This window comes from Microbacterium sp. DMC48 (genome assembly GCF_056313825.1).
The window spans coordinates 485,465-510,487 of the sequence record NZ_JBQUZN010000004.1 but is presented as its reverse complement, the minus strand read 5'-3'; the positions used below and the strand labels follow the sequence as shown (position 1 = coordinate 510,487).

Sequence of the window (25,023 nt, the reverse complement as noted above, 5' to 3'; positions counted from 1 at the left end):
GAGAAGTCGAAGCATCGTGCGCATCGGCGCGGTGCTACTTCGACGTGACAGTGCTTGTGGCTGCGTCCGCGATGGATTCGGCTGTCGGGGGTGCGCTGACGTCCACGAATTCATCGGTGTTCTGCGATTGTACAGCCCCGCCCCGCTCACGACCGCGCATGTACGGCGACGGCTCGAAGCCCGGGTGGCGGCGGGTCTGCACGGCGAAGATGACGATTCCCACCAGCACGCCGAAGATCGCCGCCCAGACGTTGGTGCGCAGACCGAAGAACACTTCGCTCGGGTCGATGCGGATGCTCTCCCACACGATGCGACCGGCGCTGTACCAGACGAGGTAGAACGCGAACAGGCGACCCCACTGCAGGCGGAAGCGGTGACCGGCCCACAGCAGCACGATCACGCCCATCGTGTTCCAGATCACCTCGTAAAGGAAAGTGGGGTGGAAGAGCGTTCCGGCAGGCAGGCCGACCGGCCAGGCCGGGTTCGGGTAGTCGATCTGCAGGCCCCAGGGCAGATCGGTGGGAAGCCCGTACAGCTCCTGGTTGAACCAGTTTCCGAAGCGGCCCAGCGCCTGCGCGAGCAGCAGGCCCGGAGCGAGCGCGTCGGCGAAGGTCCAGAACCGGATGCCGGTCCACTTGCAGCCGAGCCACGCGCCGATCGCGCCGCCGATGAGCGCGCCGAAGATCGCGATGCCGCCGTCCCACACGTTCCAGATCGCATCGCGCACGAACGGGTTCCACCACTCGCGTCCCTGCTCGAAGTAGAACCCCCAGTGGGTCACGACGTGGAAGGCGCGTGCGCCGATGATCGCCAGGGGCACGGCGAGCAGGCAGATGTCGATGACGACCCACGATTCCGCGCCACGCTTGGTGAGACGGTGGTTGGTCATGAAAGCCGCGACGACGATGCCCGCGAGGATGCACAGGGCGTAGAAGTGGATCGTCAGCGGGCCGACCTGGAAGGAACTGATCGGCGGGCTCGGGATGCTGGCGACGACGGAGGCGGAGGAAAGCACGAGGGGCAGTCTACTTCGCCGCCGGCGCCGTCACGTGTCGCCGCGGAGGCGTCAGCGCCCGGCGCCCGCCGTCAGGGCGCGGGTCTCTGCGGCGAGGGCCTCCACGCCCCCGTCGCGCAGCGCCCGGACGAGGGCCGTCCCCACGATCGCGCCGTCCGCGTACTCCAGGACGCCGCTGACCTGCTCGGGCGTGGAGATACCGATGCCGACGCAGGCGTGGTCGACACCGAAGGTGCGCAGTCGCGCCACGAGCGTGCGCGCCGCGGCATCCAGCTCCGCGCGTTCGCCCGTGATACCCATCGTCGACACCGTGTAGACGAAGCCGGTCGACGCCGCGGCGATCATCCGCAGACGCTCGTCGGTAGAGGTCGGCGCCGCCAGGAAGACCCGATCGAGCCCGGTGCGCTCGGAGGCGGCGATCCAGTCGGGGGCGGCGTCGGGTGTGATGTCGGGAGTGATCAGTCCCGCCCCGCCCGCGGCGACGAGGTCGTCGGCGAACCGGTCCACGCCGTACTGCAGCACGGGGTTCCAGTACGTCATCACGAGGATGGGAACATCCACCCGGTCGGCGATCGCGCGCACGGCGGTGAAGGTGTCGCGAAGCCGGAAACCTGCCGCGAGCGCGGCCTGCGTGGCCTCCTGGATCACGAGTCCGTCCATGACGGGGTCGGAGTAGGGCGGGCCGAGCTCGAGGATGTCGGCGCCGTTCTCCGCCAGCGCCACGGCCGCATCGATGCTCGTCTGCAGGTCGGGATAGCCGAGCGGCAGGTAGCCGACGAACGCGCCGCGCCCCTCCGCCTTCGCCGCATCGATGGCGGCGGCCACGCGAGAGGTCATGACGTTGCCCCCTCGTCGTAGAGGCCGAACCAGCGCGCAGCCGTGTCCATGTCCTTGTCGCCGCGTCCCGACAGGCTGACGGCGATGAGGGCGTCGGGTCCGAGCTCGCGGCCCAACCGCAGGGCGCCGGCCAGCGCGTGTGCGGACTCGATCGCCGGGATGATGCCCTCCGTCTGCGACAGCAGGCGCAGCGCGTCCATCGCCTCGGCATCCGTCGCCGGAATGTACTGGGCGCGGCCGATGTCGGCGAGCCAGGCGTGCTCGGGACCGACACCGGGATAGTCCAGTCCGGCGGAGATCGAGTGGGACTCGACGGTCTGGCCGTCCTCGTCCTGCAGGACGAACGTCTTGGCCCCGTGGAGGATGCCGGGGCGCCCGCGCTCGATGGACGCCGCGTGCTTGGGCGTGTCGACACCGTCGCCGGCCGCCTCGACGCCGTAGAGCTTGACCGTCTCGTCGTCGAGGAACGCGTCGAACATGCCGATCGCGTTCGAGCCGCCGCCGACGCAGGCGACGACCGCGTCGGGCAGGCGTCCCGTCTCGGCGAGCAGCTGCGCGCGGGCTTCCTCGGAGATGATCTTCTGGAAGTCGCGCACCATCGCCGGGAAGGGGTGCGGGCCTGCGGCCGTGCCGAAGATGTAGTTCGTCGTCTCGACGGACGCGACCCAGTCGCGGTACGCCTCGTTGATCGCGTCCTTCAGGGTGCGCGATCCCGTCGTGACGGGCACGACCTCCGCGCCCAGCAGCCGCATGCGGGCGACGTTGAGCGCTTGGCGCTGGGTGTCCACCTCGCCCATGTAGACGGTGCATTCGAAACCGAACAGGGCCGCTGCGGTCGCGGTTGCGACGCCGTGCTGACCGGCGCCGGTCTCGGCGATCACGCGCTTCTTGCCGAGTCGCTTCGTCAGCAGCGCCTGACCGATGACGTTGTTGATCTTGTGCGAGCCGGTGTGGTTCAGATCCTCGCGCTTCAAGAAGATGCGCGCGCCTCCGGCATGCTCGGCGAAGCGGGGCACTTCGGTGAGAGCCGACGGCCGGCCCGCATAGGAGTGCAGCAGGCTTTCGAATTCGGCGGCGAAGGCAGGGTCGGCCTTGGCCGCCTCGTACTCTGCCGTCAGCTCGTCGATGGCGGCGATGAGCGACTCGGGCATGTACCGCCCCCCGAAGTCGCCGAAGAAGGGTCCGTGCTGGTCGCGCAGGCTCATGATCCGGCCTCCAGGAAAGCGTGCAGGGTGGTCACGGGGTCGTTGGTGACGAGCGCTTCGCCGACGAGCACGACATCGGCGCCGTCGGCCCGATAGTGCGCGACGTCGGCGGGCGCAAGCACCGCCGACTCGGCGATCTTGATCGCGTCCGCGGGGAAATGCTCCGCGAGCGAGCCGAACAGGTCGCGGTCCAGCTCGAACGTGGAGAGGTTGCGGGCGTTGACGCCGATGAGCGTGGCGCCGAGGTCGCCGGCGCGGTCCAGCTCCTCGCGTGAGTGCGTCTCGACGAGAGGCGTCATGCCCAGTTGCAGGACCAGCTCGTGCAGCTGCCGCAGCAGGGGCTGTTCGAGCGCGGCGACGATCAGCAGCACCAGGTCGGCCCCGGAAGCCCGCGCCTCCAGAACCTGGTAGGGCGTCGCGATGAAGTCTTTGCGCAGCACCGGCAGCGCGACTCGCTGCTTGACGGCCTCGAGGTCGGCAAGGGAACCCTTGAACTTCCGCTGCTCGGTGAGCACCGAGATCGCCGAGGCGCCGCCTTTCTCGTACAGCGACGCCTGCAGGGCCGGGTCGGGAATGGCCGCGAGGTCGCCGCGTGACGGACTGGCGCGTTTGACCTCCGCGATGATCTTCACGCGCTCGGCGGGTGCGAGAGCGGCGCGGGCATCGAGAGCGGGCGCCTGCGCGAGAGCGTCGCGCTCGACGTCGCGGAGCGGACGTGCGTCCTCCCGCGACCGGGCATCCTCCACCGCGCCGGCCGTCAGGCCATCGAGCATGTCAGTGCTGCTTCGGGGCGTACTTCGGACCCTTGGCGCCGTAGCCGGCCTTCGCCATGCCCCAGCCGACGAGCGCGCCCACGACGAGCAGCCCGGCGGAGGCCCAGACGAGCGCCGGCATGTCGAACCAGTAGAAGACCGTGCCGAGCGTGACGGCCAGCAGCATGATGACCACAGCCGTCCAGGCGGCGGGCGAGTGTCCGTGGCCGGGGTCGTCGATGCTGTTGCTCATGGTGCTCCTCGGTCTCATTCGGGGGTTCCCCGCCAGTCTAGCGGGCGGTGGGATCGTCGCCGTGCGACAGGTCGTCCCAGGAGTCGATCGCGTCGTGCGGGCGCGACGCGGCCGCACCCGTGGCCGATCCCGCCGCCGACGGGCTCGGGTTGTCGGTGCGATACCGGCGTCCACTGCCGCGCCAGCGGTGCGACGTGGCGAGCGTCAGGACGCCGCCCACGGCGACCAGTGCGCCCGCGACCACCGTGAGCCACGGCCAGGGCGTCGACGTGATCGAGGCGACCAGCCCGTCGATCGCGTCCGTTCCCGACAGGCCGGTGGCCGTCGTCACCGCGGCCGAGACGGCATCCACGGGGTGTTCGATCGCGATGCGTCCCGCACCGATCAGCAGCGTGCCGCCGATGATGACCGCAACCGCTCCGAACGCGTAACGCAGTACGCGTCCGACCACCGTGAGGGCGAGGCCCAGCGCGAGCGCCGCCAGGCTGAGCGGAGCGAGCAGGGTGAACCCCTTCGCGCCGGCGACGGTGAGGGATGCGGTGGCACCGGCATCCAAGGCGACGTCCAGCCACGTCTGGGTCGACGAGATGATCGCGAGGGCGCCGCCGGCGATGATCGAGAGGACCGCGTAACTGCGTGCGCGTGCCGTCACGACGGGTCGCCGCCGTGATCGAGCGGTGCGAAGGCGACGACGGGAGAGAGGTCGTCGGCGTCGAAGCAGGTGTGATCGCCGGTGTGGCAGGCGGCACCGATCTGCTCGACGGCGATCAGCAGGGTGTCGCCGTCGCAGTCCAGCCGGGCGCCGCGCACGTACTGCGCGTGACCCGACGTGTCGCCCTTGCGCCAGTACTCCTGGCGGGAGCGCGACCAGAACGTCACCCGTCCCTCGGTGAGCGTGCGGCGGAGGGCTTCGGCGTCCATCCAGCCCAGCATGAGCACGTCGCCCGTGTCGTGCTGCTGGATGATCGCCGGGACGAGCCCGTCCGCGTTGAAGCGGACGCGGTCGATGCGAGCGTCGTCGACGGCGCTCATCGGCGCACCTCGATCCCGTCCGCCGTCAGCGCGTCCTTGACGTCGCCGATGGTCAGCTGCCCGGAGTGGAAGACGGATGCCGCGAGGACCGCGTCGGCGCCCGCGTGCACGGCCGGGGCGAAGTGGTCGACAGTCCCGGCACCGCCGGAGGCGATGACGGGCACGGAGGACAGCTCGCGCATGAGGCCGACGAGCTCGAGGTCGAACCCGTCCTTGGTGCCGTCGGCGTCGATCGAGTTGACCAGCAGCTCCCCCGCTCCCCGGTCGATCGCCTCTCGTGCCCACTCGAGCGCGTCGAGGCTGGTCGCGGTCCGACCGCCGTGGGTCGTGACGACGAAACCGGAGCGGGTGCCGGGCGCGCGTTTCACGTCGAGCGACAGCACCAGCACCTGCGCACCGAAGCGATCGGCGATCTCGCCGAGCAGCTCGGGGCGTGCGATGGCGGCGGAGTTGACGCCGACCTTGTCGGCGCCGACCGCGAGCAGGCGGGCCACGTCGTCGGCGCTGCGCACGCCGCCGCCGACGGTCAAGGGGATGAAGACCTCCTCGGCGGTGCGGCGCACGACGTCGTAGGTCGTCGATCGGTCGTCCACCGTCGCGGTCACGTCGAGGAAGGTCAGCTCGTCGGCACCCTGAGCGAAGTACAGGGCGGCCAGCTCGACCGGATCGCCCATGTCGCGCAGGTTCTCGAAGTTCACGCCCTTGACGACGCGGCCGGCGGCCACGTCCAGACAGGGGATGACCCGTCGTGCGAGCGACATGTCAGAGCCTCGCGTTGTGGATCGCGGTCACCAGGATCGCGCGCGCGCCGATCGCGTACAGCGCGTCCATCACCTGGTTGACCGTCTTGCGGGGGCTCATCACCCGCACGGCGACCCATTCGGGATCGCGAAGCGGCGAAATCGTGGGCGACTCGATACCGGGAGCGATCGCGACCGCCTCGTCGACCAGCGACGCCGGGAGGTCGTAGTCGATCAGGACGTAGCGTCGGGCCACCATCACGCCCCGCAGGCGCCGCAGGAGCGTCTCGGTGCCCTCGGCCTCGGACGGGGCTCCGATCAGCACGGCCTCCGACTCCAGCAGCACGGGGCCGAAGATCTCCAACCCGGCTTGGCGCAGCGTCGTTCCCGTCGAGACCACGTCGGCGACGGCATCGGCGACGCTCAGCTGCACCGCCGACTCGACCGCGCCGTCCAACGGCACCAGGTCGACCGCGACTCCCTGCTCGTCGAGGAAGCCGTCGACCAGCCCCGGGTACGCCGTCGCGACCCGCAGACCCTCGAGGTCGCTCACCTGCGTGAAGCGCCCGGGAGGGCCGGCGAAACGGAAGGTCGAGCCGCCGAAGCCCAGCTTCTCGATCTCGCGGGCACCCGGCATCCGTGCGTCCAGCAGCAGGTCGCGGCCGGTGATGCCGACGTCCAGTGCGCCGGAACCGACATAGGTCGCGATGTCCTTCGGGCGCAGGTAGAAGAACTCGACCTCGTTGACGGGGTCGATGACGTGGAGGTCCTTGGGGTCGCGGCGTCCGGTGTATCCGGCTTCCGCGAGCATCTCGGCGGCGGTGTCGGCGAGCGACCCCTTGTTCGGCACAGCGATGCGCAGCATGGGTGAAGAGCTTTCGGTGTCGGGAGGAGCGGGGGCGGGAGCGCGCTCAGAGATGTCGGTAGACGTCCTGCAGCGTGAGGCCCTTGGCGAGCATCAGCACCTGAAGGTGGTACAGCAGCTGCGAGATCTCTTCGGCGGTCTCGTCGTCGGACTGGTACTCCGCGGCCATCCAGACTTCCGCGGCCTCTTCGACGATCTTCTTGCCGATGGCGTGCACGCCGCGATCGAGCTGCGCGACCGTGCCGGAGCCTTCGGGACGGGTCTCGGCGGTCGTCGTCAGCTCCGCGAACAGGGCGTCGAACGTCTTCACCCTCTCAGGCTACCGGTCCTCGGCGCGCCCGCGCGCCGCCAGCCGCGGGCGGCGGTGCTCAGCGGCGGTGATGCTCGGTGGCGAGGCGCCGCAGCGCGGCGATGGCCCGGTCGGGCTCGTCGGCGCCGAAGACCGCGGATCCTGCGACGAAGGTATCGGCCCCGGCCTCGGCAGCCTGGGCGATCGTCGACTCGGAGATGCCGCCGTCGACCTGCAACCACACCTGCGAACCGCGCCGGCGGGCCTCCTCATGCAGACGGGCGAGCTTGGGCATCTGATCGGCCATGAAGGACTGGCCGCCGAAGCCCGGCTCGACGGTCATCACGAGGATCTGGTCGAACTCGTCGAGCACGTCGTACAGGCCTTCGACCGGTGTCGCGGGTTTGACGGCGACGCCGGCTCGCGACCCGATCGCGCGGATCCTGCGGGCCAGAGTCACCGGGTCGGTCGCCGCTTCGAGATGGAAGGTGACGGATGCCGCGCCAAGCTCGGCGTACCCGGGCGCCCACCGGTCGGCATCCGAGATCATGAGGTGGACGTCCAGCGGCACGGGGCTCGTCGCCTGGATGCGCTCGACCATCTGCGGACCGAACGTCAGGTTCGGCACGAAGTGATTGTCCATGACGTCCACATGCACGAAGTCGGCGGTCGCGATGCGCGCCAACTCCGCCTGCATGTTGACGAAGTCGGCGGCCAGGATGCTGGGGTTGATTCGTGCCACGGCCCCATTATCCACACCCTGCCCGCGTGTTCGGCCCGCCGTCAGTAGGGTCTCTGGAGAACCACGGGGGTGGTTCGCGCCGAGGGGTGCGCGGCGGGGTGACCGACGAAAGGGCGGACGATGAGCGGGAACGGTGACGGTCAGGCGCCGATGTGGGACGCCCAGCGTGGCGAATGGGTCGCGGGCGCATTGCGGTGGGATGCCGCGGCGGCCCAGTGGGTGCCGCGCGCGACGGAGGCGGCTGCCGAGGCCACCGTCGTCACGCCGGCACCCACGGAGCACGCGGCGGCAGGGCCGTACGTCGCGGCGTTCACACCTCCGCGGCAGGCCGGCGGCCCGGTACCGTACGGCGCTCCGGTCCCGCAGCCCGCCCCGCAGCCGCTTCCCGCAGACGGACAGGCGCCGGTACCGCCGCGAAAGAAGCTTCCCACCGGGGCGCTGATCGGCATCATCGCCGGCGGAATAGTGGTGCTGCTGGCCATCGCTCTGGGCGTGGCGTTCGCGGTGCGCGCGGCGACGACGGCCAGCACCGCCCCCGAGAGGGTCGTGTCTGATTACCTGAATGCGCTCGCCGCCGGCGACAGCGAGGCGGCGCTCGCGATGCTCGACTCGAAGCCGCGTCAGGGCGCGCTCCTGTCGGATGACGCGCTCGCCGCCGCATCCGCGAAGGGTGCGATCGAGAACGTCGTCGTGTCGGTGCCGAAGGGCGGCGACAAGGGATACTCGATCCCCGTGCGCGTCGACTACACGATCGGCGGAAAGCCGGCGAGCGGCCAGTTCGACGTCGTCGACTACGAGGATGACGGCACGTGGAAGCTGGCGCACGGCACGGTCGACATCTACCTGGGCGGCAGCTTCCGCGGCCTCAACGCGACGGTCAACGGCGTGCCGGTCGACAGCGACTCGATCACCGTGTTCCCGGGAACCGTCACGGTCGAGATCGACAACCCCAACTACACACTGTCGGGAACGACGACCCTCATCGCGGCCGACCCGAACGACTTCTCGCTGCGGTTCGACACCACCGTCGAGCTCAGCGACGCCGGGACGAGCCTGTTCCAGACCGCCGTCCGCAGCGCGGTCGATACGTGCATCGCGTCGAAGAACCTCACCGCGGGATGCGGCATCGACATTCCGGAGAACCTGAGCGACGGCACGAAGATCATCGACGGGACCATCACCCGCAGCCTCCGCGCCGAGACGCAGGCGAAGCTCGCGAACCTGAAGCCCGAGGCGATGTACGGCGATCCGGGTCAGGTGCGTACGCCGTATCTGGGCGGCGTCGAGGTCACCGCGGACTGTGACGTCAACGGCCAGCGCCGCACCGGCTGCTCGTTCCTGTTCCTGCCGTCGCTGGGGTCTGCACTGGTCGATCTCACGGTGACGCCGCCCGTCGTGCGCTGGGACTGAGCACCGGGGCGGGGCTCAGCGGCGGCGCAGCAGCGAGATCGACATGGCGTCTGTGCCGTGGCGGTGCGGCCACAGCTGGGCGCGGCCCGATCCGTCCGCCGGGGCGGCGAGGTCGATCGGGTGCTCGGAGATCGCAGCCACGGTCGCGCGCGCGTCGAGCTCCTCGACGCCATCGCCGTGCGTGCGCAGGGCATCGGCGACGATCGCCGCCGTCTCGGCCAGGTGCGGCGAGCAGGTGACATACGCGACGACGCCGCCGGGACGCAACGCCGCGAGCGCGGCCGACAGAAGCTCTGACTGCAGCGAGGCCAGCTGTGGCACATCGGCGGGCTGCTTGCGCCAGCGGGCTTCGGGGCGGCGTCGGAGGGCTCCGAGACCGGTGCACGGCGCGTCGACCAGGATGCGGTCGTAGCGCCCGTGTGCGGCGCGCGTGCGGCCGTCCTCCTCCGAGACGGGCACCGGCAGCGGGACCGCGGCGACCGAGTCGCGCACCAGGCCCGCCCGCGCCGGGGAGAGCTCGTTGGCCTCCAACGTGGCGCCGTGGGCGAGAGCTTCGGCGGCGAGGACCGCGGTCTTGCCGCCCGGGGCGGCGCACAGATCCAGCCAGCGCTCGCCGGCCGTGACCGGCTGCACGCGCGCGAGCGCGAGTGCCGCCAGCTGCGAGCCCTCGTCCTGCACGCGGACGCGGCCGCCGGATGCCGCGACGAGGGCACCCGGGTCGCCGCCGCCGGAGAAGAAGCCGAGCGGCGAGTAGGGCGTCGGCGTCGCCTCGGCGGGGCGATCGGCGAGGCCCGGCAGTGCGGCGAGCGTGACGACGGGCGCGGCGTTGTCGGCCGCGAGCAGCGCTTCCAGCTCGTCCCCCCGCCCCTCGGCGGCCAGCGCCCGGCGGAACGCGCGGATCACCCAGACGGGGTGGGCGTAGCGAACGGCGAGTCGCTCGTCGTCGGAGCGCGCGGCGGCGGCGAGATGCTCATCCCACTCCTGCGGCGTCCGCTCACTGACGCGGCGCAGCACGGCGTTGGCGAAGCCGGCTGCCGGTGCGCCGGCGGCCTTGCGGACCTGCCGGACGGTTTCGTTGACGGCGGCGTGCGCGGGTGTTCGCATCGCGACGAGCTGATGGACGCCCAGACGCAAGGCGTCGCGCACGGCGGGATCGATGTCGGCGACGGGGCGCCGCGCGGCATCCGCGATGATCGCGTCATACGTGCCGAGCCGGCGAAGGGTCCCGTAGGTCAGCTCGGTCGCCAAGCCGGCATCCGTCCCGGTCAGTCCCGCCCGCGCGAGCGCTCGCGGCAGCAGCAGGTTGGCGTAGGCGTCGGTCTCGTCCACAGCCCGCAGCACGTCGTACGCGACCCAGCGCGGTGACGCGCTCATGAGGTCGCCCGCTCGCTGGGCAGATCGACACGGGGATCGTCGATGCGCAGCCCGCGCCACCAGTCGCCCGCTGCCATCGCCCCCTTGCCGGACGGCTGCACGGTCTTCAGCACGACGGTCGTGCCCTCCCCCGCGGTCAGCAGCACGTCGCGTCCCGAGAGGCTCAGCGTCCCCGGCGGCAGGTCGGTGTCGGGCCCGCGATGGGCGGCGAGGATCTTGAGGCGGCCGCTGGCGAAGCCCACGTGAGCTCCGGGCTCGGGAGTGGTGCCGCGGAAGCGGTCGAGCACGATCTCTGCGTTCTCGGTGAGGTCGAGCGCCCCGTCGGCGATCGACAGCTTCGGGGCGAGCGTGGGCGTGCCGACCTGCGGCACCGCCCGGGCCGTCCCCGCCGCGATCTCGTCGGTCACGCGCACCAGCAGCTCGGCGCCGACATCCGCGAGCTCCGCGAGAACGTCGCCCGCCGTCGCGCCGCGCGGCACGTCGTAACGAACGTCGCCGAACACGTCTCCGGCGTCGAGCGCGGCGACCAGCTGGAAGACGCTCGCGCCCGTGGTGCGCTCGCCGGCGATCAGCGCGTGCTGCACGGGGGCGGCGCCGCGCCAGTGCGGCAACAACGAGAAGTGCAGGTTGATCCAGCCGTGTCGCGGCAGCGACAGCAGGGGTTCGCGTACGAGGCCGCCGTAGGCGACGATGACGCCGAGATCCGGAGCGAGTACGTCGATCGCTGCGGTGGCCTCGGCATCCAGACGATCGGCCTTGATGACCGGAACGCCGAGGCTGTCGGCGGCCTCGGCGACCGGAGACGGCGTCAGCACGCGCTTGCGGCCGAGAGCGGCGTCGGATCGGGTCACGACGCCGACGAGCTCGTGAGCGGATGCCGCGATCGCCCGCAGGGACGGGACGGCGGGCGCCGGCGTGCCGGCGAAGACGATGCGCATGGGGTTCCTCGGATGACGAAGGCGATGGTGGCGGGGCGAGGTCAGAGATCCAGTTCGGGGACGTCGAGCCGCACCCGCAGTGTAGTGCGATTGCCCGAGCCGCTCCGGCCCGGGCTGCGTCGAGCAGCCCGTCGGCCGCGAAGGGCCTCGGCGACGACAGAGGCACGGAGGCTGTCGGCGACGTTCCTGCCGTGCGCGTAATCGAAGCGGACCAGGGCGCGCACCAGATCGTCCGGAAGCGGCACCGGGCCGAGGACGGCGCCGGCGGTCGCGCCCAGGGCGGGCACCGCGACCCGCAGCTCCTTCAGGGCGGCCTCGACGGCGGCGGGTGTGCCCTCGACGGCGGCGACACGCACCACCGGCGGCATCGCGAGAGGCCCACGGTCGGCCAGCTCGGCACGGGCGTAGGCGGCTTGCGTCCAGGTCGCGAGCGCGCGTGCGACGGGACCTGCGACGCCGACCAGGTGCACGGGTGCGCCGGGTGCCGCGAGGGCCGCCGCGTTCGACCACCAGCGCAGAGCCGACTCACCGATGCGCAACTGCTCGGCGAGCAGCATGCGATCGCCGTCGAGGAGGATGACGGCCCGGTAGCCGCCGCGAGCGTGCGGTTCGGCGCCGCGCGTCGCGATGATCAGGGCGGGTCTCGCGTCCACCTCGGTGACGGGATGCGCACCGTCGGCGACGATGACCCGCGTGTTTGGGAAGGCTCGACCGAGCTCGTCGGCGGTGCGCTCGCTGCCCGACGATGCCATCCGGAGCTTCGCCGCGCCGCACTGCACGCATGTCCACGTGGGGTCCGATCTGCCGCACCACCCGCAGTCCGGTGTCGCTCCGGGGCGGCGGGCGCGCAGCGGGCCCGTGCAGTGGCGGCAGCGCGCGGGCGTGCGACACTCGGCGCACACGAGCACCGGGGCGTACCCGGGCCGCGCCACCTGCACGAGCACGGGTCCCTCGCGCAGCCCGTCTCGAGCGGCGGCGAAGGCGCTCGAGGGCACGCGGGCTCCGTGCGACTCGCCCTCCCGTGTCGCCGAGAGCACCACCGTCGGACTCGTGCGCCGTGCCGCCGCCAGCTGCCGCACCCACCCCAGCTGCACCAGTCGCTCGATGTCGGTCGTGCGGGTGTGACCCGCGAACACCAGCGACGAGCCTTCCAGCTCCTGACGGATCAGGGCGGCGTCGCGGGCGTGGACGCCGGGGCTGAGCGGCTCGGCGAGCAGCGGGTCGCCATCGTCCCAGACGATCACGCAGGCGGTGTCGTGCGCCGGTGCGTACACGGTCGACCGGTTGCCGACGACGATGCACGGGCGCGGCGTGCGCAGCCGGAGATAGCCCGCGTACCGCTCGGGTCCGGAGCGCCGGGCATCGTCGCGGACCACCGCATCGTCGGACAGCCACACGCCCAGCACGGCGAGCACCTGCTCCTCGTCGCGGTGATCGGGCACCACGATCACCGTGCTGCGACCGGCCGCCAGCTGACGGACGGCGATGGCGGCGAGCAGTTCCGCCCAGGCTCCGACGGTCAGTGATGCGCTGGGGTGCGGTGGAGCGTCGATAGCCAGCCGCTCCCCCGCCGCGACCGCGTCGGCCAACCCCGGGTAGGGCGCCAGCACGGTGTCGGCCCAGTCCTCGGCATCCCCCGACACTGGGGTCGCTGAGGGGGCGATCTCGTCGGCGGATGCCGGTGCCTGCGCCGCCAGCCACGCTTTCTCGGCCCGCACCATCCGCTTGGGGATGACGAGCCGCAGGATGTCGCTGGCCGAGCCCGCCGCGCGGTCGGCGGCGCGCCGTGCCAGCGCGTACAGCTCGGGCGTGAGGACGGGAACCGGAGAGACGATCGCATCGACCTCCGAGAGCGGCCTCTCGGGCGCCTCCGCCGTGACCACGTCGACGAGGTAGCCGTCCACGACGCGGCCGGCGGTGCGCAGCGGTACGCGCACACGCACGCCCGGCACCGCCTCGGCCACGAGCGCCGGCGGCACCTCGTAGTCGAAGAGGCGGTCCAGCTGCGGCAGAGGCGAGTCGATCAGGACGCGCGCGACGACGATCACGGACGCGGCTCAGAGGCCGGAGGCGGCGCGCAGCTCCTCGACGCGGTCGGTGCGCTCCCACGTGAACTCGGGCAGTTCGCGACCGAAATGGCCGTACGCGGCGGTCTGGGCGTAGATCGGCCGGAGCAGGTCGAGGTCGTCGATGATCGCCTGCGGGCGCAGATCGAAGACGTCGCGGATGGCAGACGTGATCTTCTCGTCGGAGACGTGCGCCGTGCCGAAGGTCTCGACGTACAGACCCACCGGTTCCGCGCGCCCGATCGCGTAGGCGACCTGCACCTCGAGGCGGTCGGCGAGGCCAGCGGCGACCGCGTTCTTCGCCACCCAGCGCATGGCATACGCGGCGGAGCGGTCGACCTTGGAGGGATCCTTTCCGCTGAAGGCGCCACCACCATGTCGGGAGGCTCCGCCGTAGGTGTCGATGATGATCTTGCGTCCCGTCAGTCCGGCATCGCCCTTCGGCCCGCCCGTCACGAACGGGCCCGCGGGGTTGATGACGTAGCGCACGTTCGAGACATCGAGGCCTGTCGTCGCCAGGATCGGGTCGATGACCTCGGCCTGAACGGCGGCCCGCAGGGCGGCCAGAGAGATGTCGGGGTTGTGCTGCGTCGAGAGGACGACCGTGTCGACGGTGCGGGGCACGTGACCGTCGTAGCCGAGCGTGACCTGGGTCTTGCCGTCGGGGCGGAGGAACCCCAGCGCGCCGGAGCGTCGGGCCTCGGTGAGCCGCTCGGCGAGACGGTGGGCCGTCCAGATCGCCATCGGCATGAGCTGCGGCGTCTCGTTCGTCGCGTAGCCGAACATGATGCCCTGGTCTCCCGCGCCGAGCGCGTCGATCGGGTCGACCGAGCCACCCTCCCGGTGCTCGATCGCGTTGTCGACACCGGCGGCGATGTCTCCCGACTGCTCACCGATCGAGACCGTGACGCCGCACGAGTCGCCGTCGAACCCGGTCTCGCTGGAGGTGTAGCCGATGCGGTTCACGACACGGCGAACGATGCCGGGGATGTCGACGTAGCCGTCGGTGCGGACCTCACCTGCGACATGGACGAGGCCGGTGGTGACGAGGGTCTCCACCGCGACGCGACTGCCGGGATCGACCGTCAGCAGGGCGTCGAGGACGGAGTCGGAGATCTGGTCGCAGATCTTGTCCGGGTGGCCCTCGGTGACGGACTCGGACGTGAACAGACGCAACGCGCTCATCGGGGCTCCAGACACATGGGGTACTCGACAATCATGCCCGTGATCTCCGACACGACGTCGTCGCGGTCAGGATCACGGGCATGCCGACGCCATACGGCGTCATGATGTCAGGCGGGGATCACTCCGCCGCGCGCAGGCGCAGCTTGTCCTCGTGGATCTCGTGCAGCGCGATCGTGAGGGGCTTGTCCTCCACGCTCGAATCGACGAGCGGGCCGACGTTGTCGAAGAGGTTGCCCTCGTGCAGGTCGGAGTAGTAGTCGTTGATCTGGCGTGCGCGCTTGGACGCGTAGATCACCAGCTGGTACTTCGAGTCGACCTTGTCGAGCAGCGCGTCGATGGGCGGGTCGATGATGCCCTTGTCACGTCCGGCCATGATGAACCTCCAGGATCGAATGGCGGTGGGGAAAACTCGCGGGGAACGCCCACGCGGGAGAACTCGTGGCCGCAGGATGCCGCGGCATCCGTTCATTCTATCAGCGCCGCGTCCGCGCCGAGCTCATCGATGTTCGCCGTTGCTGAATGCCGTTCATCCGTCCCGACACGCCGCTTCGGGGTGGTCGAGGCGGCGGCTGCGGACGGATGAACCCGCCGACTCAGCGGGCGAGGGCGGCGATCTCGGCGGCGGCGCGGGCGACGTCGTCGTTGACGACGCGGTAATCGAACTCGCCTTGCGCGGCCAGCTCGACCTTCGCCGTCTTCAGGCGGCGCGCGCGCTCCTCCGGACCTTCCGTGCCGCGCCCGACGAGACGGTTGACCAGCTCGTCCCAGCTCGGCGGCGTCAGGAACACGAGGGTGGCATCGGGAGCGGCAGCGCGCACCTGGCGGGCACCCTGCAGGTCGATCTCCAGGAGCACCGTGCGCCCCTCCGCCAGCGCCTTCTCGATGGGCGCGCGCGGCGTGCCGTAACGGAACGCGTTGTGGACCGTCGCGTGCTCGAGGAGGGCGTCGTCGGCGATGAGGGCGTCGAAACCGTCATCGTCCACGAAGAAGTAGTGCTCGCCGTCGACCTCTCCCGGGCGCGGTGCGCGCGTGGTCGCCGACACCGACAGCAGGATCTCGGGGTGATGGTCCTTGATGTAGGCGGCGACGGTGCCCTTGCCCACGGCGGTCGGGCCGGCCAGCACGATGAGCCGGCTGCGGCCGCTGCGGGGCTGGAGGGGAGGGAACCGGCCGTCGAGCCACGCCGTGAGCGCTGCGCGCTGGCGCGTGCCGAGTCCCCCGAGCCGCTTGACGGGCGCGATCTCCAGCTCGGCCAGCACACGGTCGCGCTTGCCCTCGCCGATCGCCGGCAGCGCCGTCAGGAACTCCGTGATCCGCATCGCGCCCGCGGGTGCGTCAGGAGCGTCGAGCGCGCGCTGCAGCAGCTCCTGCGGCGTGATGACCCGCATCGCCACATCGTGCTTGAGCGCGGCGCGCTCGCGTCGGGCGGCGACCGCGCGACGGGATGCCGCGACGCGGTCGACGTCGGGAGGAGTGCGGGAATCAGCCATGGGATCCTCCACGGTACAGGTCTGCACGCTCGGCGATGCGTGCGGCGAGGTCCTTCGGACCGGCCGAGAGGATGCTGCGGCTCTCGCTCGCGATGACCGCTTCGGCGAGATCGCCGAAGATGGTCGGGAGGTCGGCCGGCTCGGCGCCCTGCGCGCCGAACCCCGGCGCGAGGACCGGCACCGGCCGCTCGAACGCGCCGAGACCGCGCGCGGCAAGATCCACCGTCGCACCGACGACGAGCCCGAGCGATGCCCACTCGCCGGCGCCGGTCGCATCGGCGGCGACGACCTGGGCGGCCACGGTGGCGGCCACGGTCTGCGTGCCACGAAGGGCGCTCTGCAGTGCCGAGGCCTCGGGATTGCTGGTGGCGGCGAGCACGAACACCCCCTTCTGGTGCGCGAGCGCGTACGAGAACGTGGTGGACAGCGCACCCACCCCCAGGTACGGGCTGACGGTGAGCGCATCGGCCTCGAGCGCCGAACCCGGTGTGAGCCAGGCGGCCGCGTAGGCGTCCATGGTCGTGCCGATGTCGCCCCGCTTGGCGTCGGCGATCACGAGCAGACCCGCGGCGCGGGCCGCCGCCATCACCTCCTCGAGGGCGGCGTAGCCGGCCGATCCGAACCGTTCGAAGAACGAGACCTGAGGCTTGACGACGGCGACGGTGGATGCCGCGGCATCCACCGTCCGCAGTCCGAACTCGCGGACGCCGGCGGCGTCGACACCGAGTCCCCACTCGCGCAGGAGCGCTTCGTGGGGGTCGATGCCGACACACAGGCGTCCGCGCGCGGCGACGGCTTCCCGAAGTCGAGAACCGAACGGACGTCGCGAACCGGACGAGCTCACACGGCCGCCCGCTGCTCGGCGGCGGCCAGGGCGTCGGACCGGTCGCGGGCGTACTCCTGGAGGCTGCGCACCGCGAACCCCTCGCGCAGCACCGGCAGCGCGCTGACGGCGGCGCCGAGGACGGCCATCGTGGTGAACAGGGCTTTGTCCGCCGCCACCGCCGCTGCCCGGATCTCGTATCCGTCGGCGCGGGCGATGCCTCCGGAGGGCGTGTTCACGACGATGTCGATCTCTCCGGCGTTGATGAGATCGACGACGTTGCGTTCACCCGACTCCTGCGTTTCGGAGTACTTGCCCACCACGCCGACACGGATGCCGTTGCGAGCCAGGATCTCGGCGGTGCCCTCGGTCGCGATGAGGCGGAAGCCGAGCTCCTGCAGGCGGTGCGCCGGCAGGATGACGGCGCGCTTGTCGTCGTCGGCGACCGAGAGGAAGACGGTTCCCGACGTCGGCATGCCGCCGTAGGCCGCGGCCTGACTCTTCGCGAACGCGGTCGGGAAGTCGCGGTCGATGCCCATGACCTCCCCGGTGGAGCGCATCTCCGGGCCCAGGACCGAGTCGACCGTGTGGCCGTCGGCGGTCCGGAAGCGCTTGAACGGCAGCACGGCCTCCTTGACGGCGACGGGCGCATCCAGCGGAACCCGCGAGCCGTCCTCGAGGGGAAGCAGTCCTTCGGCCTTCAACTCGGCCACGGTGGCGCCGGCCATGATGCGGGAGGCGGCCTTGGCGAGCGGAATGCCGAGCGCCTTGGAGACGAAAGGCACGGTGCGCGAGGCCCGCGGGTTCGCCTCGATGACGTACAGGACACCGGCGGAGACGGCGAACTGCACGTTCAGCAGTCCGCGGACACCGACACCTTCGGCGATCGCATGGGTCGCCGCACGGACGCGGTCGATCTCGGTGCGGCCGAGCGAGATGGGCGGCAGGGTGCACGACGAGTCGCCGGAGTGGATGCCGGCTTCCTCGAGATGCTCCATGACGCCACCGATGTAGAGCTCGTGTCCGTCGTAGAGCGCATCGACATCGAGCTCGATCGCGTCGTCGAGGAAGCGGTCGACCAGCAGCGGTTTGCCCTCCTCGATGATGACCTCGCCGGCGGTGCGGACGAAGTAGTCGCGCAGGCTCTCGGTGTCGTAGACGATCTCCATGCCGCGACCGCCGAGCACGAAGCTGGGGCGCACGAGCACGGGGTAGCCGATCTCCTCGGCGATCGCGACGGCGCCGGCCTCGTCGACAGCGGTGTCGTGGCGCGGGGCGACCAGACCGGCGCGGTCGAGCAGCTGGGAGAACAGCTCCCGCTCCTCCGCGATGTCGATCGCGGCCGGCGAGGTGCCGAGGATCGTGTACCCGGCCTCCTCGATGCCCTTCGCCAGCCCCAGCGGTGTCTGGCCGCCGAGCTGGCACACGACGCCCAAGATCGTTCCGGACTGGGCCTCGGCGTGCAGCACCTCGAGCACGTCCTCGAGCGTCAGCGGCTCGAAGTAGAGCCGGTCGCTCGTGTCGTAGTCGGTCGAGACGGTTTCGGGATTGCAGTTGACCATGATCGTCTCGTAGCCGGCATCCGACAGGGCGAACGAGGCGTGCACGCACGAGTAGTCGAACTCGACGCCCTGGCCGATGCGGTTCGGGCCCGATCCGATGATGACGACCTTCGTGCGCTCGCTGGGCGTGACCTCGGTCTCGTGGTCGTAGCTGGAGTAGTGGTACGGCGTGAGCGCCGGGAACTCCCCCGCGCAGGTGTCGACCGTCTTGTAGACCGGACGGATGCCGAGGCCGTAACGCACGCCGCGGATCTCGGCCTCACTGACACCGCGCAGCTGCGCGAGCTGGGCGTCACTGAAGCCGTGCTCCTTCGCGAGGCGAAGCGTCGCGGCATCGAGCTCGGGCGCCGCCTGCACGAACGCGGCGACCTCGTTGACGAGCGCCATCTGGTCGAGGAACCACGGGTCGATCTTCGTGGCCTCGAACGCCTGCTCGACGCTCGCGCCCTTGCGCATCGCCTGCTGCAGCGTGACGATGCGGCCGTCGGTGGGCGTCTTCGCGATCTCGAGAAGCTCCTCCACCGATCGCGCCTCCTCGCCCCAGTGGAAGCTCGATCCGCGCTTCTCGAGCGAGCGCAGCGCCTTCTGCAGCGCGGTCGTGTAGTTGCGCCCGATCGCCATGGCCTCGCCGACCGACTTCATGGTGGTCGTGAGGGTCGCGTCGGCGTTGGGGAACTTCTCGAAGTTGAAGCGCGGCACCTTGACGACGACGTAGTCGAGCGTCGGCTCGAAGCTGGCCGGCGTCGCCTTCGTGATGTCGTTGGGCACCTCGTCGAGGCGGTATCCGATGGCGAGCTTGGCCGCGAGCTTGGCGATCGGGAAACCGGTCGCCTTGGAGGCGAGGGCCGACGAGCGCGAGACGCGCGGGTTCATCTCGATGACGATGATGCGACCGGATGCCGGGTCGACGGCGAACTGGATGTTGCAGCCACCGGTGTCCACGCCCACGGCGCGGATGATGTCGATGCCGATGTCGCGCAGCTTCTGGTACTCGCGGTCGGTGAGGGTCAGTGCGGGCGCCACCGTGATGGAGTCGCCGGTGTGCACGCCGACGGGGTCGACGTTCTCGATGGAGCACACGACGACCGTGTTGTCGGCCATGTCGCGCATGAGTTCGAGCTCGTACTCCTTCCACCCGAGGATCGACTCCTCCAGCAGCACCTCGGTGGTCGGCGAGTCGCGCAGGCCCGCACCGCCGATGCGGCGGAGGTCCTGCTCGTCGTAGGCGAAGCCCGAGCCGAGGCCGCCCATCGTGAACGAGGGCCGCACGACGAGGGGGTAGCCGAGCTCCGCGGCGCCGGCGAGCAGGTCGTCCATCGTGTGACAGATGACGCTGCGGGCGACATCGGCACCGGCATCCAGCACGAGCTGCTTGAAGATCTGACGGTCCTCACCCTTGCGGATGGCGTCGACCTTGGCGCCGATGAGCTCGACGTCGTACTTTTCGAGGATCCCCTGCTCGTGAAGGGCCATCGCCGCGTTGAGGGCCGTCTGTCCGCCGAGGGTCGGCAGGATCGCGTCCGGCTTCTCCTTCTGGATGATCGTTTCGATCACGGCGGGCGTGATGGGTTCGATGTAGGTCGCGTCCGCGAAGTCGGGATCGGTCATGATCGTGGCCGGGTTCGAGTTCACGAGGATGACGCGCACGCCCTCCTCGCGCAGCACGCGGCAGGCCTGGGTTCCCGAGTAGTCGAATTCACAGGCTTGGCCGATCACGATCGGGCCGGAGCCGATGACGAGGACGCTCTTGATGTCGTCGCGCTTGGGCATCAGTTCTTGCCCTCTCCTTCGTGTCCCACTTCTTGCTGTGCGTGTCCCACTTCTGTCCCTTGATGTCCCGATTGGTGCTCTCCGGAGCCTGCGGAGGCAGCAGAAAGTGGGACATGGCTGGATGCCGCGGCGCGGTGCGACCGCACCATGTCGGCGAAGCGGTCGAAGAGGTAGTTGGCGTCGTGCGGGCCGCCGGCGGCCTCGGGGTGGTACTGCACGCTGAACGCCGGGATGTCCAGTGCGCGCAGCCCCTCCACGACGTTGTCGTTGAGCCCGACGTGGCTCACCTCGACGCGGCCGTAGCCGTTCGGGCTGAGGGTCTCGCCCTCCAGCGGCGCATCGACGGCGAAGCCGTGGTTGTGGGCGGTGATCTCCACCCGGCCGGTCTGCTTGTCGAGCACCGGCTGGTTGATGCCACGGTGTCCAAACGGCAGCTTGTAGGTGCCGAAGCCGAGCGCGCGCCCGAGCAGCTGGTTGCCGAAGCAGATGCCGAAGAAGGGCAGGCCGTCGTCGAGCACGTTGCGCAGCAGCGTGACGTGGTCGTCGGATGCCGCCGGGTCACCCGGACCGTTCGAGTAGAACACCGCCACCGGATCGATCGCGCGGATCTCGTCGATCGTGACCGACTGCGGCAGCACGTGCACGTCGAACCCGCGGGCCGCGAGGTTCAGCACGGTCGCGCGCTTGACACCGAGATCGAGGACCGCGAGTGCGCCGAGGCGTTCGACATTCTCTGCTGCGGGCGTGACCTCGACCTCGCGGACCGACACCTCAGCCGACAGGTTCTGTCCCGCCATCTGCGGTGCCTCCCGCACGATGCGCAGCTGCTCTTCGGGGTCGAGCGTCGCGGCCTCTCCGGAGAACACGCCGCCGCGCATGGAACCCGACGACCGCAGTACGCGCGTGACCGCGCGGGTGTCGACGCCGGCGATGCCGACGATGCCGTCGCGCACGAGCGCGTCGTCGAGCGACTCGTCGGCGCGCCAGTTGGACACGACACGCGAGGGGTCGCGCACGATGTAGCCGGCGACCCAGATGCGGCGCGACTCGGGGTCTTCGCCGTTCATGCCGGTGTTGCCGATGTGCGGCGCGGTCTGCAGGACGATCTGTCCCGCGTAGGAGGGGTCGGTGAGGGTCTCCTGGTATCCGGTCATCCCGGTGGAGAAGACCACCTCGCCGAGAGTGGTGCCCCGCGCGCCGTACGCGCGTCCGGGGTGGCGTGAACCGTCTTCGAGGACGAGGACGGCGGGGTCGGGCAAGAAGGTCATGCGGCGTTTCCCGTCGAAGGTGTGGAGGTCTGATCTGTCGCGGTGGCGGGCGGCAGGATGGCGGTGATCGCAGCGGCCAGTGCCTGAGCGGACTGGTCCTGCGGGCGGAGGTAGCTGTCGACCGTTTCGGACGTTCCGTCGGTGCGCTCGGCGCGCCACGAGAGGCGGACGAGACCGCCCGGCTCGACGACGCGGTCGATGGCCGTCGTGGCCAGTCCGACCGAGACGATGCGATCGGTGGCGACGAACATCCGCGGCTGGCCCACGAGGTCGAGCGCCACGCCCCGGTCGGTGACCGTGACATCGACGCGAGAGCGGAAGCCCAGCCCGCGGATCGCGAGCCGTTCGAGCGCGTCGTCGTGCCGGGTCGTGGCGACATAGAAGCCGCTCGACACGGTCTGGACGGCGGCGGCTTCCGGCGCCTCGCCGAAGGGCGCGACGATCCCGGCATCCCGCCGCGATCGTCGTCGCCACGCGAATGCCCCGAGCGCCAGGAGGGCGACCGCGACGGCGATCATGACGAGAAGGGCACCTTCGCGGTTCATGCGCGCTCCTCCCCCATGGTCGGGGCCACGACGCCGTCGGTGACCGTCGCGGCTCCGCGGAAGAACGTCCAACGCACCTCGCCGGGAAGCTCCCGTCCGAGGTAGGGCGAGTTGATGCTCCGTCCCCTCAGGTCGTCGCGGCCGAACGTCCGCACCGGGGCGGGGTCGTACAGCGTGAGGGATGCCGGGGCGCCGACGGCCAGCGGCGTGCCGGCATCCTCGAGCCGTCCGATGCGCGCTGGGGCGGCCGACATCACGCGGGCCACGTCGTCCCAGGACAGCATCCCCGTCTGTACCATCGCCTGGTGCACGACGCGCAGGGCGGATTCCAGTCCGACCATGCCGTTGGCCGCCGCCTGCCACTCGCACGACTTCGCCTCCGCCGGATGCGGCGCGTGGTCGGTCGCGACGACGTCGATCGTGCCGTCCGCGAGGCCTTCGCGCACCGCTTGCACGTCCTCGTCGCGCCGCAGCGGCGGATTGACCTTGTAGCGGGCGTCATAGCCGCGCACGAGCTCCTCGGTCAGCAGCAGGTGGTGGGGGGTGACTTCGGCGGTCACGTTCACCCCGCGCTTCTTGGCCCAGCGGATGATGTCGACCGAACCGGCCGTCGAGAGGTGGCACACGTGCAGGCGCGAGCCCACGTGCTCGGCGAGAAGGACGTCACGGGCGATGATCGACTCCTCGGCGACCGCCGGCCATCCGGTCAGGCCGAGCTCGGCCGACACGGAGCCCTCGTTCATCTGGGCGCCCTCGGTCAAGCGGGGGTCCTGCGCGTGCTGGGCGACGACGCCGTCGAATGCCTTCACGTATTCGAGTGCGCGACGCATGATGAGCGGGTCGAAGACGCAGAAGCCGTCGTCGCTGAAGACGCGCACGCGGGCCCGCGAGGACGCCATCGCACCGAGCTCCGCAAGCCGCTCGCCCTTCTGGCCGACGGTCACGGCGCCGATCGGCTGCACGTGCACGTAGCCGGCCGCTTCGCCGAGGGCGAGCTCCTGCTCGACGACGCCCGCGGTGTCGGCGACGGGCGAGGTGTTCGGCATGGCGAAGACGGTCGTGAAGCCACCGGCGGCCGCGGCGCGCGAGCCGGTCAGCACCGTCTCCGACGCCTCGTAGCCGGGCTCGCGCAGGTGCACGTGCAGATCGACCAGGCCCGGCAGGGCGATCAGGCCGTCGGCATCCACGATGTCGGCGCCGGCGCGGCTCAGGCCGCTGCCGACCTGACTGATCAGGCCGTCTTCGAGAAGGAGATCCGTCGCCGCCTCGTCGCCCACACGGGCCCCGCGGATGATCGTCGGGCGCGCCGAGGGGTGTCGAACCGTCACGGGGTGTGCTCCTCTGCGTTCGTGTCGCGCTCGCCGGAACGTTCTCCGGCCAGCACCAGGTACAGCACCGCCATCCGCACCGACACGCCGTTCGCGACCTGCTCGAGCACGGTCGATCGTGGGGAATCGGCGGCGTCGGCGGAGATCTCCAAGCCCCGGTTCATGGGGCCTGGGTGCATCACAATGCTACCGTCCGCCAGAGTGGCCAGACGCCTCGCGTCCAGTCCCCATCGACGGGAATACTCCCGTTCAGTCGGGAAATACGCCGCGCTCATGCGTTCCAGCTGGATTCGCAGCATCATGACCGCGTCGGGGCGTGCCGCCAGTGCCTCGTCGAGGTCGTAGACGACGCGAGCCGGCCATCGCGACACGTCCTGTGGAACCAGCGTCGGGGGCGCCACGAGGGTGACCTGGGCCCCGAGCGTGTGCAGCAGCCACACGTTGGAGCGGGCGACGCGCGAGTGCAGGATGTCCCCCACGATGGCCACGTGCACACCGGCAAGGTCGCGGCCTCGGCTGTCGTCGCCGAAGCGGCGCTTGCGGATGGTGAACGCGTCCAGGAGCGCCTGTGTCGGGTGCTCGTGGGTGCCGTCTCCGGCGTTGACGACGCCGGCGGTGATCCAGCCGCTGGTCGCGAGCGTCTGCGGAGCACCGGAGGCGCCGTGACGGATGACCACGGCATCCGCCCCCATCGCCTGCAGTGTCTGGGCGGTGTCCTGCAGCGACTCGCCCTTGCTCACGCTGGAGCCCTTGGCGGAGAAGTTGATCACGTCGGCCGACAGGCGCTTGGCCGCTGCCTCGAAGGATATGCGGGTGCGAGTGGAGTCTTCGAAGAAGAGGTTGACGATCGTCTTGCCGCGCAGCGTGGGCAGCTTCTTGATCTCGCGCGACTGGGTGTCGCGCATGTCTTCGGCGACGTCCAGGATGCGCAGGGCGTCCTCGCGAGCGAGGGTGCGGGTGTCGAGCAGGTGCCTCATGACGCGATCGTCACCTCTTCGATGCCGTCGACGTCGGCCAGGTGCACGTTGACGCGCTCGCTGCGGGCGCTCGGGAGGTTCTTGCCGACGAAGTCGGGCCGGATCGGCAGTTCGCGGTGCCCGCGGTCGACGAGGATCGCGAGCCGCACGGCGGCCGGGCGTCCGATGTCGCCGAGTGCGTCGAGGGCGGCCCTGATGCTGCGCCCCGAGAAGAGCACATCGTCGACCAGGACGACGGTCTTGCCGTCCACGCCCCCGGCCGGGATCTGCGTCGGACGCGGAGTCCGCGTGGGATTGCGGTGCAAGTCGTCCCGGTACATCGTCACGTCCAGGGCTCCGACCGGCACGGAGATACCCGAGATGTCGCCGAGGAGGGCACCGATGCGTCCGGCGAGGGTCACCCCCCGAGTCGGGATGCCGAGGAGGACGAGATCATCGGCCCCCTTGTTGGACTCCAGGATCTCGTGGGAGATCCGAGTCAGTGCGCGGGCGATGTCGGCTGTCTGCATCACGGTACGCGTGTTACCGGTGCTCATCCGCCGCTCCCTTCTCCGCCT

General features: G+C 70.7%; 25 protein-coding genes. 1 reads left to right on the top strand and 24 read right to left on the bottom strand.

All coding sequences use genetic code 11. From position 1 onward, the window contains the following. Positions 1–34: 34 nt before the first annotated feature. The 11 genes from lgt to rpe are packed head-to-tail and all read right to left on the bottom strand — an operon-like array spanning position 35 to position 7,730. Complete coding sequence (lgt, locus tag ACT53O_RS07750; protein ID WP_036289488.1) at positions 35–1,015, bottom strand: prolipoprotein diacylglyceryl transferase; 981 nt, start codon at positions 1,013–1,015, stop codon at positions 35–37. Positions 1,016–1,066: 51 nt separating this feature from the next. After that, positions 1,067–1,852 (bottom strand): tryptophan synthase subunit alpha, encoded by a 786-nt coding sequence (trpA, locus tag ACT53O_RS07745; RefSeq protein ID WP_036314909.1) that lies wholly within the window; start codon positions 1,850–1,852, stop codon positions 1,067–1,069. Continuing rightward, a complete protein-coding gene (gene trpB / locus ACT53O_RS07740) occupies positions 1,849–3,057 on the bottom strand; it encodes a tryptophan synthase subunit beta (RefSeq protein ID WP_476151695.1) in 1,209 nt (402 codons plus the stop codon). Before trpB ends, trpA begins: the two co-directional genes overlap by 4 nt. Then, positions 3,054–3,830 (bottom strand): indole-3-glycerol phosphate synthase TrpC, encoded by a 777-nt coding sequence (gene trpC, locus ACT53O_RS07735; RefSeq protein WP_135949239.1) that lies wholly within the window; start codon positions 3,828–3,830, stop codon positions 3,054–3,056. Before trpC ends, trpB begins: the two co-directional genes overlap by 4 nt. A gap of 1 nt (position 3,831) precedes the next feature. Further along, positions 3,832–4,062 carry a DUF6704 family protein gene (locus tag ACT53O_RS07730; RefSeq protein ID WP_036289479.1) on the bottom strand — a complete coding sequence of 77 codons (231 nt, stop codon included), beginning with the start codon at positions 4,060–4,062 and terminating at the stop codon, positions 3,832–3,834. A gap of 37 nt (positions 4,063–4,099) precedes the next feature. Beyond that, positions 4,100–4,714 carry a Trp biosynthesis-associated membrane protein gene (locus ACT53O_RS07725; RefSeq protein WP_112931572.1) on the bottom strand — a complete coding sequence of 205 codons (615 nt, stop codon included), beginning with the start codon at positions 4,712–4,714 and terminating at the stop codon, positions 4,100–4,102. After that, on the bottom strand, positions 4,711–5,094 hold the full coding sequence (hisI, locus tag ACT53O_RS07720; protein ID WP_112931571.1) for a phosphoribosyl-AMP cyclohydrolase: 384 nt from the start codon (positions 5,092–5,094) through the stop codon (positions 4,711–4,713). Before hisI ends, ACT53O_RS07725 begins: the two co-directional genes overlap by 4 nt. Next, the gene (gene hisF / locus ACT53O_RS07715; protein ID WP_036314928.1) at positions 5,091–5,855 is read right to left on the bottom strand and encodes an imidazole glycerol phosphate synthase subunit HisF; all 765 of its coding nucleotides are present in this window, start codon (positions 5,853–5,855) and stop codon (positions 5,091–5,093) included. Before hisF ends, hisI begins: the two co-directional genes overlap by 4 nt. Position 5,856: 1 nt before the next feature. Then, positions 5,857–6,699: an ATP phosphoribosyltransferase gene (hisG, locus tag ACT53O_RS07710; RefSeq protein ID WP_476151694.1), complete on the bottom strand. Its 843-nt coding sequence runs from the start codon at positions 6,697–6,699 to the stop codon at positions 5,857–5,859. A 46-nt stretch (positions 6,700–6,745) separates the two neighbouring features. Next, the gene (locus tag ACT53O_RS07705; RefSeq protein ID WP_005055234.1) at positions 6,746–7,009 is read right to left on the bottom strand and encodes a phosphoribosyl-ATP diphosphatase; all 264 of its coding nucleotides are present in this window, start codon (positions 7,007–7,009) and stop codon (positions 6,746–6,748) included. Between the two features lie 58 nt (positions 7,010–7,067). Further along, complete coding sequence (gene rpe / locus ACT53O_RS07700; protein WP_279631863.1) at positions 7,068–7,730, bottom strand: ribulose-phosphate 3-epimerase; 663 nt, start codon at positions 7,728–7,730, stop codon at positions 7,068–7,070. Between the two features lie 120 nt (positions 7,731–7,850). Here rpe and ACT53O_RS07695 point away from each other — a divergent pair, with 120 nt between their 5' ends. Next, positions 7,851–9,140, top strand: a complete 1,290-nt coding sequence (locus tag ACT53O_RS07695; protein WP_476151693.1) for a hypothetical protein — start codon at positions 7,851–7,853, stop codon at positions 9,138–9,140. Positions 9,141–9,155: 15 nt separating this feature from the next. On the opposite strand, the gene ACT53O_RS07690 is transcribed toward ACT53O_RS07695, so the two are convergent. From ACT53O_RS07690 to pyrR, 13 genes are all read right to left on the bottom strand, one after another. Then, a complete protein-coding gene (locus ACT53O_RS07690; protein ID WP_476151692.1) occupies positions 9,156–10,514 on the bottom strand; it encodes an RsmB/NOP family class I SAM-dependent RNA methyltransferase in 1,359 nt (452 codons plus the stop codon). Beyond that, positions 10,511–11,452, bottom strand: coding sequence for a methionyl-tRNA formyltransferase (locus tag ACT53O_RS07685; RefSeq protein ID WP_476151691.1), 942 nt, complete (start codon positions 11,450–11,452; stop codon positions 10,511–10,513). The genes ACT53O_RS07690 and ACT53O_RS07685 overlap by 4 nt, the downstream gene beginning before the upstream one ends. Before the next feature lie 41 nt (positions 11,453–11,493). Then, positions 11,494–13,500 carry a primosomal protein N' family DNA-binding protein gene (locus ACT53O_RS07680; RefSeq protein WP_476151690.1) on the bottom strand — a complete coding sequence of 669 codons (2,007 nt, stop codon included), beginning with the start codon at positions 13,498–13,500 and terminating at the stop codon, positions 11,494–11,496. A gap of 9 nt (positions 13,501–13,509) precedes the next feature. Then, positions 13,510–14,703, bottom strand: a complete 1,194-nt coding sequence (gene metK, locus ACT53O_RS07675) for a methionine adenosyltransferase (RefSeq protein ID WP_433721011.1) — start codon at positions 14,701–14,703, stop codon at positions 13,510–13,512. 118 nt (positions 14,704–14,821) lie between these two features. Next, positions 14,822–15,076: a DNA-directed RNA polymerase subunit omega gene (gene rpoZ / locus ACT53O_RS07670; protein ID WP_005055218.1), complete on the bottom strand. Its 255-nt coding sequence runs from the start codon at positions 15,074–15,076 to the stop codon at positions 14,822–14,824. Positions 15,077–15,296: 220 nt separating this feature from the next. After that, on the bottom strand, positions 15,297–16,193 hold the full coding sequence (gmk, locus tag ACT53O_RS07665; protein ID WP_347417066.1) for a guanylate kinase: 897 nt from the start codon (positions 16,191–16,193) through the stop codon (positions 15,297–15,299). Continuing rightward, entirely contained in the window at positions 16,186–17,037 is an 852-nt protein-coding gene (pyrF, locus tag ACT53O_RS07660) for an orotidine-5'-phosphate decarboxylase (protein ID WP_476151689.1), read from the bottom strand. Before pyrF ends, gmk begins: the two co-directional genes overlap by 8 nt. After that, entirely contained in the window at positions 17,034–20,348 is a 3,315-nt protein-coding gene (gene carB / locus ACT53O_RS07655) for a carbamoyl-phosphate synthase large subunit (protein ID WP_476151688.1), read from the bottom strand. Before carB ends, pyrF begins: the two co-directional genes overlap by 4 nt. Further along, complete coding sequence (gene carA / locus ACT53O_RS07650) at positions 20,348–21,616, bottom strand: glutamine-hydrolyzing carbamoyl-phosphate synthase small subunit (RefSeq protein WP_476151687.1); 1,269 nt, start codon at positions 21,614–21,616, stop codon at positions 20,348–20,350. The genes carB and carA overlap by 1 nt, the downstream gene beginning before the upstream one ends. Then, positions 21,613–22,161: a PH-like domain-containing protein gene (locus ACT53O_RS07645; RefSeq protein WP_476151686.1), complete on the bottom strand. Its 549-nt coding sequence runs from the start codon at positions 22,159–22,161 to the stop codon at positions 21,613–21,615. Before ACT53O_RS07645 ends, carA begins: the two co-directional genes overlap by 4 nt. Continuing rightward, the gene (locus ACT53O_RS07640; RefSeq protein ID WP_476151685.1) at positions 22,158–23,489 is read right to left on the bottom strand and encodes a dihydroorotase; all 1,332 of its coding nucleotides are present in this window, start codon (positions 23,487–23,489) and stop codon (positions 22,158–22,160) included. The genes ACT53O_RS07645 and ACT53O_RS07640 overlap by 4 nt, the downstream gene beginning before the upstream one ends. Then, the gene (locus tag ACT53O_RS07635) at positions 23,486–24,466 is read right to left on the bottom strand and encodes an aspartate carbamoyltransferase catalytic subunit (protein WP_294943559.1); all 981 of its coding nucleotides are present in this window, start codon (positions 24,464–24,466) and stop codon (positions 23,486–23,488) included. The genes ACT53O_RS07640 and ACT53O_RS07635 overlap by 4 nt, the downstream gene beginning before the upstream one ends. Next, on the bottom strand, positions 24,463–25,002 hold the full coding sequence (gene pyrR, locus ACT53O_RS07630; protein WP_294943561.1) for a bifunctional pyr operon transcriptional regulator/uracil phosphoribosyltransferase PyrR: 540 nt from the start codon (positions 25,000–25,002) through the stop codon (positions 24,463–24,465). Before pyrR ends, ACT53O_RS07635 begins: the two co-directional genes overlap by 4 nt. Between the last annotated feature and the right edge of the window lie 21 nt (positions 25,003–25,023).

Excerpts from the sequence above, each read along its gene's own strand:
- ACT53O_RS07635 (WP_294943559.1), bottom strand. The coding sequence starts at position 24,466 with ATGAGGCACCTGCTCGACACCCGCACCCTCGCTCGCGAGGACGCCCTG.
- hisF (WP_036314928.1), bottom strand. The coding sequence starts at position 5,855 with ATGTCGCTCGCACGACGGGTCATCCCCTGTCTGGACGTGGCCGCCGGC.
- ACT53O_RS07690 (WP_476151692.1), bottom strand. The coding sequence starts at position 10,514 with ATGAGCGCGTCACCGCGCTGGGTCGCGTACGACGTGCTGCGGGCTGTG.
- trpB (WP_476151695.1), bottom strand. The coding sequence starts at position 3,057 with ATGAGCCTGCGCGACCAGCACGGACCCTTCTTCGGCGACTTCGGGGGG.
- metK (WP_433721011.1), bottom strand. The coding sequence starts at position 14,703 with ATGAGCGCGTTGCGTCTGTTCACGTCCGAGTCCGTCACCGAGGGCCAC.
- gmk (WP_347417066.1), bottom strand. The coding sequence starts at position 16,193 with ATGGCTGATTCCCGCACTCCTCCCGACGTCGACCGCGTCGCGGCATCC.
- trpC (WP_135949239.1), bottom strand. The coding sequence starts at position 3,830 with ATGCTCGATGGCCTGACGGCCGGCGCGGTGGAGGATGCCCGGTCGCGG.
- hisI (WP_112931571.1), bottom strand. The coding sequence starts at position 5,094 with ATGAGCGCCGTCGACGACGCTCGCATCGACCGCGTCCGCTTCAACGCG.
- ACT53O_RS07685 (WP_476151691.1), bottom strand. The coding sequence starts at position 11,452 with ATGCGCATCGTCTTCGCCGGCACGCCGGCGCCCGCCGTCCCGTCCCTG.
- ACT53O_RS07730 (WP_036289479.1), bottom strand. The coding sequence starts at position 4,062 with ATGAGCAACAGCATCGACGACCCCGGCCACGGACACTCGCCCGCCGCC.
- ACT53O_RS07645 (WP_476151686.1), bottom strand. The coding sequence starts at position 22,161 with ATGAACCGCGAAGGTGCCCTTCTCGTCATGATCGCCGTCGCGGTCGCC.
- ACT53O_RS07695 (WP_476151693.1), top strand. The coding sequence starts at position 7,851 with ATGAGCGGGAACGGTGACGGTCAGGCGCCGATGTGGGACGCCCAGCGT.
- rpoZ (WP_005055218.1), bottom strand. The coding sequence starts at position 15,076 with ATGGCCGGACGTGACAAGGGCATCATCGACCCGCCCATCGACGCGCTG.
- carA (WP_476151687.1), bottom strand. The coding sequence starts at position 21,616 with ATGACCTTCTTGCCCGACCCCGCCGTCCTCGTCCTCGAAGACGGTTCA.
- pyrR (WP_294943561.1), bottom strand. The coding sequence starts at position 25,002 with ATGAGCACCGGTAACACGCGTACCGTGATGCAGACAGCCGACATCGCC.
- carB (WP_476151688.1), bottom strand. The coding sequence starts at position 20,348 with ATGCCCAAGCGCGACGACATCAAGAGCGTCCTCGTCATCGGCTCCGGC.
- trpA (WP_036314909.1), bottom strand. The coding sequence starts at position 1,852 with ATGACCTCTCGCGTGGCCGCCGCCATCGATGCGGCGAAGGCGGAGGGG.
- hisG (WP_476151694.1), bottom strand. The coding sequence starts at position 6,699 with ATGCTGCGCATCGCTGTGCCGAACAAGGGGTCGCTCGCCGACACCGCC.